Genomic DNA, 14,834 nt, shown 5'->3' with positions numbered 1-14,834 from the left:
TAACCAAATATAATAAAAATCAACTGTTTACATGAGGCTAGTTCAGGCATGAGACAAACAGGCAAAAAGTTGAACAATTTAAGCACCGGCTATTATTTATTTTAACTGGCAGTAAGTCCTGTATTGATAACCTAACAACAATTCCACATGAAAAAAGTATTATTTACCAAAATCCTGATTGCCATCGCATGGCTGGCAGCCGGCTGTCAAAAGAACCAGCCGGACAGTATCACAAAAGAAAAGCTCCGCCTGCCGGATCAGTTGATAAGTGCCGCACCTCCATTAGGAACAGTGATAGACAGTGGTATTTATCGTATCCGGCCCGTAGTGTCGTTACCTAATGGCCCTGTAGTTGAAGTAACCGGCAACTCCACTGCTGCCGGTGCAAAAATCCAGCAATGGGGATGGTTCCCTAATAACGGGCAGAAATGGAAGCTGGTAAAGGCAGATGCCACTTATTACAAGGTGATCAATGTTACCAGTAATAAATGCCTGGAATCCCCATCTGCCACTTCAGGCGATGTATTGCAGCAGGGAACGGATAGTGGCACAGACGCACAACGTTGGGCTATTACCTATTCCGCCGGCAGTACTAATCTTTTCTCACTCACCAATAAACAAACGGGCATGAAAATGGTGCTGGACCCTGACGATACGGTGCCTGGCAGGAAGCTCAGGCAGAAAAGCAGTGTAACAGGTACGCAGGACCTCTTTGAATTCCGTAACCTTTATTTTGTGAACCCCCTGGTGAATGCCAGCCGTGCAGACCCTCATGTAGCGCAGAAAGACGGGTATTATTATTTCCTGTATACCAAAGGCAATAAGATAGGCATTACCAAAACCCCATCCATGTCCTTATTAGCAGCGATGACAGAAACCATCGTCTGGACGCCTCCCACCGGCACCGCTTATTCCACTGCCATATGGGCTCCTGAATTGCATTTCCTGTCAGGCAAATGGTATATCTATTTTGCTGCGGATGATGCAGCAACGGGAGATAATCACCGCATGTATGTACTGGAGAATGCCAATGCGGATCCCACAACCGGCACCTGGACGTTCAAAGGAAAGATCTTTGATGCAACGGACCAGTGGGCAATTGATGGTTCTGTGCTGACCATTGGTACGAACAATTATTTTATATGGTCTGGCTGGGAAAGCGAGGCTACTAAGTTTAAACAATACATCTACCTGGCCCCCATGTCTAACCCATGGACAATAAGCGGTGCAAGGGTGGCCATATCATCACCCACCAATACCTGGGAAAAACATGAGCCCAGTTCCATAGGACTGGGTGTTAATGAAGGGCCCATCATGTTACAAAAAGATGCGGGCAGCCCGGTGTTTATAATATATTCCGCCAGCCGTTACACGAGCGATAACTATTGCCTGGCGCAAATACAATTGAAAAGCGGCGGGAACCCTACTGTAGCAGCGGATTGGATCAATAAAAAACAGGTCTTCGTGAGGAACGATGCAAATGCGGTGTATGGGCCGGGCCACAACAGTTTTTTTGTGAGTAGTTATACGGATGCAAACGGGGTGTTACATACTGAAAACTGGTTTGTATATCATGCACGCAGTGTAGCCGCCACCACCGGTGGTTCCAGAACAGCAAGGATGCAAAAACTAACATGGAATACAGATGGGTCACCAAACTTCGGCACTGCCCAGGCAACGGGTGTTAGTAATCCGATCCCGATTGGCGATTGATTAAAGATGCTCTTATCAGACCCGAAAGGTTCTGGTAATTCTACTAAAACGAACGAGGCCCTGGTTTACCGGGGCTTCCTTTATTTAATCAAGTATGAAAGCACTCACTTCTGCCAAACCTGGCTGCGGCTGCGTATCGTGGCCTGAAACCGGTACCAGTTTAAAATACCTGGCCTGCTTTCTCACCGGAAGCGTGAAATACTGTTTGTTGGGATGAAGGTTCAGCAACTGGATAGTACCAAGACTTTCCCATGTTGCATTATCATTGCCCACCAGCACTTCCATATCCTTTATTTTCCGGTCGCCATCTTTCTGCACAAAAATGAAACCATCTACAGGGATCGTATCCTGCATATCCACTGCGATCCAATGGTCTGGATAACTGGTTGCCGGAGAGGAATAACGTGCTATCCAGGGAGTTAATACATTATCGTCTATGATCTTGGTAGCAATCCGGTTATTGTTAAGCTCCTGTGAACTGTAACCGGCAATAGACCAGGTGGCTTTTTTATAGACATACCGTATGGGTTCTCCGGAAGGTTTGGTTACAGGAGAATTAATAGCGACGGGGATCCCGAAGTTCGGCGAACCATCCATATTCCAGGTGAATTTTTGGATGCGTGCATTACGGCCTCCGCCACCAGCAGCGCTACGTGCATGATAGATAAGCCAGTCTTCCGTACCATCAGGCGATTTGAAAAATCCATTATGCCCTGGCCCATAGGCACCGCTGGCAGCATTCATGGAGAAAACAGGCGTGGACGTTTTAACCCAATGCGCAGGATTCAACGGATCGCCATTTGCCTGAAGCGTTAATAATCCCAGGCAATAGGTATCCACCCAGTAGCCACTGCCGGAATATACCACCAGTAATTGTCCGCCTGGATTGATGATCGGTTGCGGTCCTTCGTTGATGGCGCTGCCATTCATTTCCCAGGAATAAGAAGGGCTGGAGATAGCAACCCTGGGGCCTGAAATTGTCCAGGGATCACTCATGGGAGCAATGTAGATCCGCTGTGGTGCAGCACCTGCGTTACCGCCGGACCATAACATATACAATTGCCCGCCATACTCCACAACGGTTCCGTCTATCGCCCACTGGTCGGTAGAATCGGCTACTTTTCCTTTCAGCGTCCAGGTTCCCTGCATGGGATCTGCTGAGCTGTTCTCTACTACATACATACGGTGATTGGCATTACTGCCATTGTCCGCAGCAAAGTAGATGTACCATTTGCCAGACAGGAAATGCAGCTCCGGCGCCCAGATGTTCTTAGAGTAGGGCATACCTGTTGGAGGTACCCAGGCTTCATCGTATTTGGCCAATGCCAGTTCGGACATGGCGGTTGTTTCATAAAGCACCAGTTTACTCCCTTGAGTATAGGTGAAATAATACTTCCCATCTTTTTGAGACACCCAGGGATCGGCGCCGCTCGATTTCAGCGGATTGGTGAAGGTACTTTCAACATTAAAATCGTCCTCTGAAACACTATCCACCATACTAAGCAACAGGGGGCGTTCGAGAGCGATCTTTTTTTGACACGCAGAGAGGAGCGCAAGGCTTAGGCAGCCCAGCAAACAAATTGTGATGTTTGTTTTCATGGAGTTTTGGATTAACGATTAAAGTAACGTGGACAACAGGATTAAAATACAATAAATTATTACACCATGCAACTTGTTTTTGCAGGATACTAAACCTTTTCCTGGTTCACTGCTATGATCTTTAAAACCAGGTCCCTGAATGTTTTTATATCCCCTGTCAGAAATGTATAACGGTCTTTGCCGAAGATGTTTATGTAGTTCAGAAGTCCCGGTTTTTTTATTTTGATATCCAACTGCTCAAAAACTTTTTTACCATTTGAAATAATGGTTGTTTGCTGCATTATTTCAGAGAAATGTTTTTCAAGGTATGGGGCTACGGGCGTAGATGGCCGGATTTCTGTTACGTTTACCTTACATTGTTCCAGGTATTTCTTTAAAGTCAGAAAAACAGCTGCACTAAGGCATTCCTGCCCGAACAACTTTTTTGGAAGGATATTCTGCCGGGACACATGACTTGAAATTAATGCACAAACGTCTTTTAAGGTCTTGATGTCTGAAGGGGTTAACACTGATTTCCATTCTACCGCTGTTGCTGAGATCTGAAATTCTTCATTTAAAACCACAGAAAGCGGTTGCCATGGTAAAAGGTCTCTTGCATTCCTCCATTCATCAATGGTAGAGAGAAAGGAAAGTTCTTCACCTGGGTCTGCTTCAGGGTCCAGCGGACTGCAGAGCCGGTGTTGTTCAATAAATATATTAAGGATGTCTGTTGGCGTTAATGTTTGTTTTATTACCTGATCCATAAAATGATCTATAAAATTATAGCCTCTCCAAGAACTTTTGATGCCTCATGGATCCACCATTTTCTTCCCTTGGTAAGGTATTTTTCTATTGGTTGGTTGACCAGGAAGCGAACGATTACATCTTTTGTTTCACCAGGTTCAATGGTCGCTTGTCCTTCGAAAACGATGTCGCCAATAAATGTCTGTAATAATTGTCCACTTTTATCGTACTCAAAAACATGATTTGGCCTATAGCCACTGATAATACCATTTTTCCGCCCGCCTTCTTCAGTTCTCTTCAAGGTCAGTTTTGCTTTTATTGGAATAAGCCTACCTCCGGCACGATCAGTTCCATGTTCTTCTTTTAAAAAACTTTCGGGCATAAGCTCATAGATTTTAGGGTGTCTCCGAAAATACAGATAAATTTGAACTTACAGCTCCTGGAAAATATGAAAAAGAATATCAGCACTCATATTATCAGCAGGTTAGATTTGCAGAGCTTTGTCAATGTCTTATCTGCCGAACTAAGCGGTTCAGAATTGAATACCATCCTGCTGGATGTATTTAGCAAACGTCTTCAACAGGAAACGGCTTCCTCTTTGCTGAACAAATATGCCCGTAATAAGCTGGTTAAACCTTTTGAAACAGATGTTATAAAGTTTAAAGAGGATGAATTAAGCTGCTATAAGTTATTAGCGTCAAAAGGATTTGAGCCTGTAGAACTCTCACCGGTTGCCCAGTTGGGAACGAGCAGTGTGATAGCTACGGTGGATCAGAAGAAAGTACTCACAGCATTAAGGAATACAGAAGTACAGGCAGACCCCACCAACGCAATAGCCTTGCATTATGCCTGGTTAAAGAAAAAAAGAGCGTTAGGAAAAACAACCTGCAACTATAGCAATATTTCAAGGGTACTGCGCACACAGGCAGTTTCCAATCCTCATTTCACTCCTCATTTTTCGGTGCTTTGCCTGGTTTCCTGTGGCATGGATACGGGTAGTTTTAATTTTGAGCGGGAAGAACTGCTGAAACAAATATCCATGTCATCCCGGATCTGCAAAGAGGTCTTTGGCATACAGGAGATGTACTTTGAGATCATCCCGGCCAAAGGATTCGACAGCCTGAGCAGCATGATAGCGGATATTCCGGCAATCTCTGTTGTTGAGCCGGACAATAGTAATAATTACTACTATGGCTTCAGGATAAAGATGAAAATAGTACTGAACGATGTTGTGTATGAGATCGGCGATGGCGGATTGCTGGACTGGACGCAGCAGCTGTTGGCTAACAAAAAGGAACGGATGATGACAATGGGGATCGGCTTTCAGGTCCTGCATCAGTTAACCAGGTGAAAGCGCTTCATTAATAACAAGGTAAAGGGAACAGCACTTCATTTATAACCCGGTAAAAGCGCTTCATCAATAACAAGGTAAAGGGAACAGCACTTCATCTATAACCCGGTAAAGCGCTTCATCAATAACCCGGTAAAAGCAACAACACTTCATCAAGGAAATCCCGCATTTCATGTAAAAGATATATACGGCGCAACGTTTTAAGTAGCTTGTGATAAATTCTATGTTATGCATCTGTTCTTATCTGCCTGGCTCTTTCTTTCCATGTTGGGTTCCCCCAGTCCCAGGGAAGTATTTGCCGGTACCACACCCTGTGGCCAGTTAATAAGGCCACTGCATAATATCCCTGCCAATAAGGATTGTGCCCTTGTGAAATGGGAACTCACCCTGTTTCATGACCCGCGTACGCAGCAGCCCACCACTTACAGGTTAACAGGGGAAAGCTGTCATATCCTGCCGGATAATACGCACTCTCAGCCGGATGTTCAAAGTGAGTCTGCCGGTAAATGGAGCATTCAGCAGGGGACGGGAAATTACACCGGCTTCCTCATCTATCAGCTGAGCCCCGAAAAAGGAGCCGCAGTACGCTTTGTAAAACTGGGCGACGATCTCCTGCACCTGCTGGATGAACAGGGCCGTTATATGACCGGTGATCTTTTTCAAAGCTATACCCTTAACCGCATCAAATAGTTCCTATGCAAAAGATAGTATTGCTGATCATGCTTGTATCACTTACCATACAATTAAAGGCACAGGTTCCCCCCAAAGATACCGTTCCGCCAGGCTCCTCCATATTGGCTTTTTATGAAGGCAGAACTGCCTGCCGGGAACTTTTACAGGCACTGAATATGCCAGACCGGGAAGAATGTGCTAAACGGAAGATCTGGATGGTGTTGTATGTAGATAAGGTTACCAAGCTTCCTTCCACCTACAAAGCAGGTGGCCTGGGCATAAGGTCCGGTACAGGGAAATGGTCAATAGAGAAAGGAATACCTGGTCACCCGGAGGCAATAGTATACCGGCTGGACATGGGAGAAGTAAGCCTGTTTTTACTGAAAGGGGACGAACAGGTATTGTTCATCCTCGATAAACAAAAGATGTTCCTGGTAGGCAATGAGAAATACAGTTATACGCTGAACCGGAACCGGGCGAAGGGATAACCAGTCCTGGGCCAAATGACGGGAACTGATGCACAACGGCGCGTCGTTTTAACAGATAATATCTAATCCTCCCTGCACTCCCTTTTGATATGCTCTAATCCTCCATGCACTACCCTTAGATACGCTCGAAACTTGATGTATATCAAGATTTTAGGGGGGTAATACCCGTAAATTTGGGGATTACTTAACCAAAAAACAATCTTATGGGAAAACAAACAAGTATCGTAAGGTACACTGGTAGGGTCGGCAACACGGTCGGCTATTACCACAAAGGGAAGCTCTGCATGCGAAGCCTTCCTGAACACGTAAACATCAGTGAGGCCACCAAGCTCTCTGCAACGGATTTCGGCACCGCCAGCAAAGCCGGGAAACTGGTACGTTATGCACTGAAGCCGGAGCTGGGGATCCATCACGACAGTGATCTCACCAACCGGCTGAACACCTCGCTGCTGAAAGTCCTCTATGCAGGCAGCCAGCAAAGAGGGGCCAGGAGCATTCAGCGTAAACACCTGAACATGCTGGCAGGCTTTAAGCTCAACGAGGATACGGAGCTGGGTAAACTCCTGCCCTTGAAGCCTGCAGTGGCGCAGAACGTGAACAGCCTCCGCATTGCCATACCAGCCATTGAAAAGGGCAGTATCCGGCATGCAAAGAACACCACACACATTGAGCTAAAAGCCATTGCAGTAGGCGTGAACTTCAGTGAAGGCGATTATGAACAGGCCGTTTCAGCCAAAGTAATGATCGACATCCGCCAGCCTGCGGAAGCAACTGAGCTGGTGCTTCCGTTTAAAGCAGGAGAGGCAGAAACAATTGTGGTGTTCCAGGTGAAGGCCTTCAGCGAAGAAGGAGGGAGGCTGTATGCATTGGGGAACCGTAAATACTTTGCGGCAGATATCATCGACATCATTCCCTCACTGCCGGAGGAAATTATTTTACCAACGTACAACATCGAACGGGAACAAAAGCCGGTATTCATGTGGAAGGATACCCTTGTTGTACCCCAAATGGAATAAGGCCAAAGGAGGCGGGTGACAGGAATTAACGTGAAGTATAGGCCTCCGGCGGGATAACTATGTAATTCAGCAAAAAATGCACTGAACTCAGCAAAAAATACACTGAACAATGAAAGGTCTTTCTCAAAAAACAACCCTTTTTAAAGGCGCCGGCATAAGATCATGCCCAAAACAGACGCCATCTTATTCAAAATGCCCCCAATTTCCCCAGGCACAGGCCAGTTACCCGGGATCAACATCCCTTTAACTTCCCTTTCACCCCATCTCCACCAATCTCCCGGTTGCCCTCCTTCAATCCCTTATCTGCCCTGTATCTTCCCCATATACTACACCTAATGATCACTCCCATACAGCTTCTTCCTGGCAGCCTATGCCCCGGTAGAGCCCCTGCGGCGCTCAATGAGCCTTATCAGCCTTTCATACCGCACAGGGGAGGCCTCCATCACCCGCAGCCCTTCATCACGCATATCTGAAGCCACCCGCAGCCCCTCACCACGCAGATCGGAAGCCACCCGCAGCCCTTCCAACTCCTTCCTCCCCAAACGAAAATCCACACCCTTCGCCAACTCCCGGTTGTGTACCACATCCCGGCAGTAAGTAACATGGATATCTTCCCCCGCATAATCCATACTGAAAATGATCACCCGGTTCAGCATATTGAACAGCTCAATATAGGCATACAAAACCCCGCCGCCACCATGCAGATGTATGATATGGGAAACCTCGTCTTCTTCATGTATATCGGAAGCAGGTAAATAGTAATAGGAAACAGGTTCAGCACCCCCGCGAACAAAATCCCTCACCGGGCCAATATATGCTTTGGCATACCCCTTCGACAAATAATAATTAAGACCTATTTTGGCAATGGCCCTGTCACAATCAATCACACCGATCTCAGAAGACAAAGAATGCGCTCCACGATCTAAGGGAATGTTCAGCAAACGCCCAAAAACACCCAGCTGTCTCCCCAGGTCAAAATCGATCGTACGCCCGAACGCTTTATTACAGGGAGCGCATAAGAGGTTATACCCCTTCCTGAAACCACCAATGGAAGCATTGATGATATGCTCCACCGACCTGTTTTTCCTGTTCAGGATAACGCCACAATTGTAACAGTTCATGCGGCAAAAATAGATATATTTGGCGGGTGATGACACAATATGAATACTTCAGGCTTTTTCACAACATCAGCAGGGAAGATGATGATCTGCTGACAGCGCAGTTGCAAACAAGGTCATTCAAAAAGAACGAACTCATCATTGTTCCAGGCCAAACGCAGAAGGAACTGTACTTCGTGAAGAACGGCATCCAGATGTCTTACTTCGCCGCAGAAAAGAAACCGGAAGTGATTGCCTTCACCTATCCCCCGAACATCTGCGCTATCCCGGAATCATTTTCATTTCAAATCCCTTCAAAATGTTACCTCAGCTGCTTAACTGACAGCGAACTGGATTACATCTCGTTTGAAGACTTACAAAAGCTGTTCGACCAGTCCCGGCAGATAGAAAGGTTGTTCAGGAAGATGACGGAAGCCGTATTGGCAGGGGTCATCAACCGCCATCATGAATTAAAGGCATTGACCATGGAAGAAAGATATAAAGCCTTCTGCCAGCGAAGTGCCCATCTGCTGCACCTGGTAAGCCATAAATATATCGCATCCTATTTAGGTATCAGCCCTACCAATTTCAGCAAGTTGTTTAATACGGTGAAGATCTGATGTTGGTATAGAAGAACTTTTATTTGGAAAGTACACCCCAACTTTGCAAATAAAAAGAGATGAAACACGACTGGCTAAATAAGAGCGAATATCCTTTCCCCTCCAAATACTTCCACATCAACGGGCACAAACTGCATTACATCGAAGAAGGGCAGGGGGAAACTATTTTATTCATTCACGGAACCCCTTCCTGGAGCTTCGATTTCCGGTACATCATGAAGGAACTGAGGAAAACCCACCGCTGTATTGCCATTGATCACATCGGCTTCGGGCTTTCCGATAAGCCGGGAAAATATGATTACTCCACGCAGCACCACAGCAGAACGCTGGAAGCATTCATCGCAGAAAAGAACTTACAGGATATCACTTTAGTGGTACATGATTTCGGTGGCCCGATAGGATTGAACGTAGCCATAAAACACCCCGGCAGAATAAAGAACATGATCGTCTTAAACTCCTGGTTATGGAGCAGCAAAGCAGATCCGGACTTCATTAAAGTAAGTAAGGTGCTGAACAGTCCCTTATTGCCATTCTTATACCGCTACCTGAATTTCTCTCCAAAATTCATCTTACCAAAATCGTTTGGCGATAACAAACTTCCCAAAGCGTTATTATCCCAATACACAAAACCTTTTCAAAACAAAAGCGAGCGCATGGGAGCACTCGCTTTTGCAAGATCATTGCTCAACGATCAGGATTGGTTTGAATCGCTATGGCAAACAAAGCAACCTATAGCAAACAAACCAACACTGTTCATCTGGGGTATGAAAGACCCTGTGATCAAACCGGCTTACCTGGATAAGTTCCTGACCGGATTCCCCAATGCCACAACGGTAAAACTGGAAACCGCAGGGCATTTCCCGCAGGAAGAGCAACCCGTAAAAGTAACCAATGCGATACGCAGTTTTTTATCACTACTGTAAAAAACTATCCAGGTAGCCCAGTATCGTTTTGGTCTGCTTCATCAGGCTAACGTGGCTCTGCGCAGGAACAACGGCCAGTTGTGATTTTGGCATGGCTCCGAAATCGCCGATCACGGCACCTCCCAATAGTTGATATGTTTTTATCAGCTCAATTTTATCCATGCCATCATTGTCGCCGGAGATGATCAATACGGGTGCGGAGATCTTCGCAATGTTGTCGTCCCCCAGATCGTATGGTTCACGGGCAGAAGCCATCATCTGCTCCAGGAAGTTTGGCCATTTTGTTTTATCAGGCGCCACTGCATCGTATGCCGTGTGCATAGGCGTGTTCTCAAAAAGTTCGGGCTTCAGGTTTTTAAACGCATTGGTTACTTCGGGCATCCAGCCGGTACTTTTATAAGCAGCAGAAATGATCACTAATTTATTTAAGCGCTGAGGGCTTTGAATGGCGAACTGGTAGGCCACTGAGCCACCAAAACTATAGCCCAGTACATCTGCGCTGTCTATTTTCAGGTGGTCCATTACGCCTTCCACATCGCTTGCTAAAGTAGCACGGGATAGTTTTCTCTCTGAATACGGTGTATGCCCATGCCCCTGTAATTCGATGGCGATCACTTTTCTCGTTTTAGACAGCTCGGGGATCAACTGACCCCAATTGCTGCTAATGGTCATATAAGCGCCATGTAGTAAAACGATAGGCCGGCCCTCACCATATACTTCGTAATAAACTTTGATGCCATTAACCGCTGCGTAGCCGCTGTCCAGAGGTTTGATCTGGGCATTTGATGAAGATGCTGTCATAATTATTGCAATTAAAAGGAATAGAATTTTCATACCCCAAATATGGAACACATTTCGGGGTTTGACCCGGTGCAATAACGACAACTTAAGGGTGATTTCCGACAAAACAGCTAAGCAGCTTACGTTCTTATCTCCCTCCGCATAAAGAGGTAATAGGAAAGCGCGAAACATACCACCGTAGCTGCGATCAACCCGCTCACCTGTGGCCATACCACCAGCAGGCTTTCCCTTACTGATAAAGGAGAAGGAATAGCCCCCGCCATCTGTTCCATGGTCAATGGCCCCAGGCTGCGCACGGAAGGCATCAGCAGGGTAGTGGTAGCATCCGCATACAACTGGCTCGGTACCAAACGCAGGAAGGTTAAGATGATGCCGTTATAAGAGATCACCTGGTCCTGCGTGAGCTGATTGGGATCAGGCAGGAATGCCTTGATCGCAATATTCAGGATGATCTGGTAGAACACCGTAAAGAACAGCCAGATAGCAATCGCCGTAAGCGCTGAGGTGGCCGCCTGTTTGAACTTAACGGATAAAAGTATGGAGAGGTTCAGCCAGAATGCCACGTAAATAATGCTCAGTAATACAAAGCCAAGGATCCGTATACATTCAGATGGCTCTATGCTTACACCGGTAATATACAGTCCGCCGCCGATCATTAGCAGGTTGAGGGAAAGGAAAAGGGTGCTGATCACGATCAGCGATGCCACAAATTTAGCATTGATCACGGAATCCCTGTAAACAGGCTGCGCCATCAGCCTGATCAGCGTACCATTGGACTGTTCGGAATTAATAGCATCAAAACCAAGACTGATCCCCAGCAATGGCCCCAGGAAACCAATGAATACATGGAAAGGCGGCAGCGCTCCATCCGATGTGGTCAGCAGTTTCAGGTATAAGAACAACCTGTCCGGATCGTCATAGTTTGAAACGGCTTTGCTGATATTGATCATAGACACATACATGGACGCAAAGAAGGTAAGCAGTATCAATCCCGCCAGGATGATAAACCGCCAGCTGCGTACCTGGTCTGCCACTTCCTTTCTCACCATTACAAAGAACGGAGAGGGACTAACGCTTTTTGAACCTGCCGAAAAAAGACCGTTGAAAAAGGCCGCTTGACTTTTCATTAGAAACGTTTTCCTTTATATTATTTTCAAAATATTGTTGATAGATCTCATCCAGGCCATAACTTTTCTTCTGCACGCTGCTGATATCAAAACCCTTGCTCACAAAGAGCCGCACAAGGTCCGGCGTAATATCCTGCTGTCCGGAGATCTCCACTGCCGCATCTGTTACCGTCACCTTTTCAATTCCCGGCATTTGCAGTACTTCGCTTTCAGGTACTTTGCCGGAACCGGTTATCTGCACTACATAAGGAGCCGCTTTAAACAGTTCGGCCGCCAGCTTGTTTACATTCCCTTCTGCCAGTAATTGCCCGCCCACGAAGATGCCTACACGATTACATACCTGTTGCACCTGGTGCAGGTGATGAGAGGAGAGGAGGATGGTAAGCCCGCGCTGCTCACTCAGCTGCTGGATGAGTGCCAGGAAATCCCTTACTCCTGTAGGGTCAATCCCGAGCGTAGGTTCATCCAGGATGATCACTTCCGGTTGTTTGATCAATACATCTGCCAGCCCAAGCCGTTGCTTCATGCCCCGGGAAAAGGTACCTGTTTTCTTATGCATGGCAGCTTCCAGCCCAACTTCCGTAAGCATTTCACGGGCCCGGTCTTCTGCTGCCGGGATGCCGTTCAGCCGTCCTATATAGGTAAGGTTTTCCAGCGCAGTGAGTTCATTATAAAAGCCTACGTTATCCGGCATATAACCCACTTTGCGTTTAACAGGAATGGGATTACGGGAGGCATTGATGCCGCAGATCTGCGCCATGCCGGAGGATGGTTCTGTTAAACCAAGCAACATGAGTATGGTAGTGGATTTACCGGCCCCGTTAGGACCCAGCAATCCAAAGATCTCACCTTTGTTGATAGACAGATGCAGATTGTCCACGGCCTTCAGGGAGCCGTAGTATTTGGTCAGCCCAACGATCTCGATGATTGGTTGTTCCATAACGTACTATCTCCTGCCATATTTACGGATAAGGTAATAAACAGCGCCCAGCGCTACGAGTATGATCAGTATGCCCAGCCATCCCGTGAGGATAGAGGTTTTAACCGTCATGCGGAAAGCGGCATTTGATGTGGCGTTGTTATTCTTAACGGTGAAAGTAGTTACGTAATCACCGGCGATAGTTTTATTGGGTACTTTCAGTGTAACGGTAACCGTGGATTCCTTATTGGGTTCCAGCTGTTTAATGGTAGCCGGCGAAAAGCTGGCTTCCCATTGGGGAGGGGCCTGTGCGGAAAGTTCCAGGTTGTCCAGCATTATGCTGCCTGTGTTCTTTACCACCAGCTGTATTTCCCTGCGGCTGCCTTCTGTGATATCATCGCTGAGCCTGCCGGAGGGCGTGGAAAGTGTAACGTTATAAGTACCCTTCACCACCGCTTCCAGGTTTAGTTTGAGGGAATCTGCTCCCGTTAATGCAGTAACTGTGATGTTGTATTTACCCGGTTTGGTTTCTAAAGCAGGATTGATCTCTATGTTGATGTCCTGCGTTTTTCCCGAATCAACGTTGATGGAAGTTACCTGGTAACCTTCCGTTTTGTAGGCAATGTTCCACCCGGGAGGTACATTGGCTGAGAGCTGGTAGACCCGCGGAACTTTGGCGGAATTGGTAAGCCTGGCATTGTAGGTGAACGTGGTGTTGGCTGCTGCTTCAAGGTTGATCAACCTTGCTGTGAATGGCGGGCTGGTCTGTTGTGCCATCCCCTGAAAACTGAATAAAACGCAGAATAGAAAAAGTGCCTTGATCGGCCGCTGGTACTTTACTTTACGTGCTAACATAAGATTAATAAATAATGATTATATTCTTTTATGAAATAATAGCTATTTACCTTTCCTAAACGGCGAACAATTTAAAAAGAAAAAATTATTTGCAAAACTTAAAATTCCATTAAAAATATCTTTGCATACATGAAAATGATCCTTTTTTGCATAGCGCTCTTATCTACAGCGGCACTGCATGCCCAAACCAAAAAGCAAAACTTCCATCTATACCTCCTGGCGGGCCAGTCCAATATGGCAGGAAGAGGTATCGTGGAACCGGAAGACACCATCGGAAACCCGCGAATATTGAGCCTGAACAAAGAAGGCAACTGGGTAATAGCCAAAGACCCCGTTCATTTCGATAAAAGTGCCGCCGGTGTGGGCCCGGGATTAAGCTTTGCCCGCGAAATGCTGAAGCAGGACCCGGACATCGTAATAGGCCTGATCCCCTGTGCCGCCGGTGGCTCCGGGATAGATCACTGGCGCTATAACCAATACTGGGAACAAACCAAATCCTACCCCTGGGATAATGCTATCATGAGAACGAAACTCGCCATGAAGGAAGGAACCCTGAAGGGAATTTTATGGCACCAGGGCGAATCAGATTCCGCACCCGAAAAAGCAGCGCGCTATGCCGGCAAACTGGAAAGCCTGGTGATCAGGTTCAGGAAAGAATTTAACCTGCCTAAATTACCATTCATTGCAGGCGAACTCCCTGAATTCAATAAACGCGCAGCAGCAATAAATACCCAATTATACGAGGCCGGCAAAAAATTAAAGTTTTATGGTGTGGTATCCGGGAAAGGGCTCACGCCTAATGCGGACAACCTGCATATAGATGCTGCCTCGCAGCGTTTATTCGGAAAAAGGTATGCGGAAAAAATGAAGCAGCTATAATTTGATACGAATACATGAGATTATGATGCAAATTGACTATCTCTTTATCTT

The 14,834-nt window shown here is 46.6% G+C and carries 16 protein-coding genes; 8 read left to right on the top strand and 8 right to left on the bottom strand.

The window, feature by feature from the left end:
• The first annotated feature begins 147 nt into the window (after nucleotides 1–147).
• Nucleotides 148–1,713, top strand: coding sequence for a family 43 glycosylhydrolase (locus BUR42_RS08820; protein WP_074238878.1), 1,566 nt, complete (start codon nucleotides 148–150; stop codon nucleotides 1,711–1,713).
• Between the two features lie 84 nt (nucleotides 1,714–1,797).
• Here BUR42_RS08820 and BUR42_RS08815 read toward each other — a convergent pair whose 3' ends face one another.
• The 3 genes from BUR42_RS08815 to BUR42_RS08805 all read right to left on the bottom strand — a co-directional run bounded on the left by BUR42_RS08815 (nucleotide 1,798) and on the right by BUR42_RS08805 (nucleotide 4,417).
• The gene (locus BUR42_RS08815) at nucleotides 1,798–3,312 is read right to left on the bottom strand and encodes a family 43 glycosylhydrolase (protein ID WP_074238877.1); all 1,515 of its coding nucleotides are present in this window, start codon (nucleotides 3,310–3,312) and stop codon (nucleotides 1,798–1,800) included.
• 89 nt (nucleotides 3,313–3,401) lie between these two features.
• Nucleotides 3,402–4,055 carry a hypothetical protein gene (locus BUR42_RS08810; protein WP_074238876.1) on the bottom strand — a complete coding sequence of 218 codons (654 nt, stop codon included), beginning with the start codon at nucleotides 4,053–4,055 and terminating at the stop codon, nucleotides 3,402–3,404.
• An 8-nt stretch (nucleotides 4,056–4,063) separates the two neighbouring features.
• Entirely contained in the window at nucleotides 4,064–4,417 is a 354-nt protein-coding gene (locus BUR42_RS08805; RefSeq protein WP_074238875.1) for a hypothetical protein, read from the bottom strand.
• Nucleotides 4,418–4,459: 42 nt separating this feature from the next.
• Here BUR42_RS08805 and BUR42_RS08800 point away from each other — a divergent pair, with 42 nt between their 5' ends.
• The 4 genes from BUR42_RS08800 (at nucleotide 4,460) to BUR42_RS08785 (ending at nucleotide 7,562) form a co-directional block, all read left to right on the top strand.
• Nucleotides 4,460–5,386, top strand: a complete 927-nt coding sequence (locus BUR42_RS08800; RefSeq protein WP_234979628.1) for a hypothetical protein — start codon at nucleotides 4,460–4,462, stop codon at nucleotides 5,384–5,386.
• Nucleotides 5,387–5,614: 228 nt separating this feature from the next.
• A complete protein-coding gene (locus BUR42_RS08795) occupies nucleotides 5,615–6,076 on the top strand; it encodes a hypothetical protein (RefSeq protein ID WP_074238874.1) in 462 nt (153 codons plus the stop codon).
• A 5-nt stretch (nucleotides 6,077–6,081) separates the two neighbouring features.
• Nucleotides 6,082–6,546 carry a hypothetical protein gene (locus BUR42_RS08790; RefSeq protein WP_074238873.1) on the top strand — a complete coding sequence of 155 codons (465 nt, stop codon included), beginning with the start codon at nucleotides 6,082–6,084 and terminating at the stop codon, nucleotides 6,544–6,546.
• 203 nt (nucleotides 6,547–6,749) lie between these two features.
• Nucleotides 6,750–7,562: a hypothetical protein gene (locus BUR42_RS08785; RefSeq protein WP_143197393.1), complete on the top strand. Its 813-nt coding sequence runs from the start codon at nucleotides 6,750–6,752 to the stop codon at nucleotides 7,560–7,562.
• A 368-nt stretch (nucleotides 7,563–7,930) separates the two neighbouring features.
• Here BUR42_RS08785 and BUR42_RS08780 read toward each other — a convergent pair whose 3' ends face one another.
• Nucleotides 7,931–8,683: an HNH endonuclease gene (locus BUR42_RS08780; RefSeq protein WP_074238871.1), complete on the bottom strand. Its 753-nt coding sequence runs from the start codon at nucleotides 8,681–8,683 to the stop codon at nucleotides 7,931–7,933.
• A gap of 29 nt (nucleotides 8,684–8,712) precedes the next feature.
• Here BUR42_RS08780 and BUR42_RS08775 point away from each other — a divergent pair, with 29 nt between their 5' ends.
• The gene (locus BUR42_RS08775) at nucleotides 8,713–9,279 is read left to right on the top strand and encodes a Crp/Fnr family transcriptional regulator (RefSeq protein ID WP_074238870.1); all 567 of its coding nucleotides are present in this window, start codon (nucleotides 8,713–8,715) and stop codon (nucleotides 9,277–9,279) included.
• 59 nt (nucleotides 9,280–9,338) lie between these two features.
• On the top strand, nucleotides 9,339–10,202 hold the full coding sequence (locus tag BUR42_RS08770) for an alpha/beta fold hydrolase (protein WP_074238869.1): 864 nt from the start codon (nucleotides 9,339–9,341) through the stop codon (nucleotides 10,200–10,202).
• Here the strand turns inward: BUR42_RS08770 and BUR42_RS08765 are convergent.
• The 4 genes from BUR42_RS08765 to BUR42_RS08750 form a co-directional block, all read right to left on the bottom strand.
• Nucleotides 10,194–11,003, bottom strand: a complete 810-nt coding sequence (locus BUR42_RS08765) for an alpha/beta fold hydrolase (protein WP_234979627.1) — start codon at nucleotides 11,001–11,003, stop codon at nucleotides 10,194–10,196. The two genes, BUR42_RS08770 and BUR42_RS08765, sit on opposite strands and share 9 nt — an antisense overlap.
• A 119-nt stretch (nucleotides 11,004–11,122) precedes the next feature.
• Complete coding sequence (locus tag BUR42_RS08760; protein WP_074238867.1) at nucleotides 11,123–12,130, bottom strand: ABC transporter permease; 1,008 nt, start codon at nucleotides 12,128–12,130, stop codon at nucleotides 11,123–11,125.
• Complete coding sequence (locus BUR42_RS08755) at nucleotides 12,072–13,070, bottom strand: ABC transporter ATP-binding protein (RefSeq protein WP_074238866.1); 999 nt, start codon at nucleotides 13,068–13,070, stop codon at nucleotides 12,072–12,074. The genes BUR42_RS08760 and BUR42_RS08755 overlap by 59 nt, the downstream gene beginning before the upstream one ends.
• A 6-nt stretch (nucleotides 13,071–13,076) precedes the next feature.
• Nucleotides 13,077–13,904 carry a COG1470 family protein gene (locus tag BUR42_RS08750; RefSeq protein WP_074238865.1) on the bottom strand — a complete coding sequence of 276 codons (828 nt, stop codon included), beginning with the start codon at nucleotides 13,902–13,904 and terminating at the stop codon, nucleotides 13,077–13,079.
• Nucleotides 13,905–14,033: 129 nt separating this feature from the next.
• On the opposite strand from BUR42_RS08750, the gene BUR42_RS08745 reads away from it, so the two are divergent.
• Nucleotides 14,034–14,783: a sialate O-acetylesterase gene (locus BUR42_RS08745; protein ID WP_074238864.1), complete on the top strand. Its 750-nt coding sequence runs from the start codon at nucleotides 14,034–14,036 to the stop codon at nucleotides 14,781–14,783.
• The last annotated feature ends 51 nt before the right edge of the window (nucleotides 14,784–14,834 follow it).

Source organism: Chitinophaga niabensis, assembly GCF_900129465.1.
Lineage (GTDB): Bacteria > Bacteroidota > Bacteroidia > Chitinophagales > Chitinophagaceae > Chitinophaga > Chitinophaga niabensis.
This window is presented reverse-complemented; position numbering and strand designations above follow the sequence as displayed.

Bases quoted from the DNA above. Each gene is read 5' to 3' on its own strand.
- BUR42_RS08760 (WP_074238867.1), bottom strand. From the start codon at position 12,130: ATGAAAAGTCAAGCGGCCTTTTTCAACGGTCTTTTTTCGGCAGGTTCA.
- BUR42_RS08745 (WP_074238864.1), top strand. From the start codon at position 14,034: ATGAAAATGATCCTTTTTTGCATAGCGCTCTTATCTACAGCGGCACTG.
- BUR42_RS08750 (WP_074238865.1), bottom strand. From the start codon at position 13,904: ATGTTAGCACGTAAAGTAAAGTACCAGCGGCCGATCAAGGCACTTTTT.
- BUR42_RS08785 (WP_143197393.1), top strand. From the start codon at position 6,750: ATGGGAAAACAAACAAGTATCGTAAGGTACACTGGTAGGGTCGGCAAC.
- BUR42_RS08775 (WP_074238870.1), top strand. From the start codon at position 8,713: ATGACACAATATGAATACTTCAGGCTTTTTCACAACATCAGCAGGGAA.
- BUR42_RS08810 (WP_074238876.1), bottom strand. From the start codon at position 4,055: ATGGATCAGGTAATAAAACAAACATTAACGCCAACAGACATCCTTAAT.
- BUR42_RS08795 (WP_074238874.1), top strand. From the start codon at position 5,615: ATGCATCTGTTCTTATCTGCCTGGCTCTTTCTTTCCATGTTGGGTTCC.
- BUR42_RS08755 (WP_074238866.1), bottom strand. From the start codon at position 13,070: ATGGAACAACCAATCATCGAGATCGTTGGGCTGACCAAATACTACGGC.
- BUR42_RS08780 (WP_074238871.1), bottom strand. From the start codon at position 8,683: ATGAACTGTTACAATTGTGGCGTTATCCTGAACAGGAAAAACAGGTCG.
- BUR42_RS08815 (WP_074238877.1), bottom strand. From the start codon at position 3,312: ATGAAAACAAACATCACAATTTGTTTGCTGGGCTGCCTAAGCCTTGCG.
- BUR42_RS08770 (WP_074238869.1), top strand. From the start codon at position 9,339: ATGAAACACGACTGGCTAAATAAGAGCGAATATCCTTTCCCCTCCAAA.
- BUR42_RS08805 (WP_074238875.1), bottom strand. From the start codon at position 4,417: ATGCCCGAAAGTTTTTTAAAAGAAGAACATGGAACTGATCGTGCCGGA.
- BUR42_RS08790 (WP_074238873.1), top strand. From the start codon at position 6,082: ATGCAAAAGATAGTATTGCTGATCATGCTTGTATCACTTACCATACAA.
- BUR42_RS08820 (WP_074238878.1), top strand. From the start codon at position 148: ATGAAAAAAGTATTATTTACCAAAATCCTGATTGCCATCGCATGGCTG.
- BUR42_RS08765 (WP_234979627.1), bottom strand. From the start codon at position 11,003: ATGACAGCATCTTCATCAAATGCCCAGATCAAACCTCTGGACAGCGGC.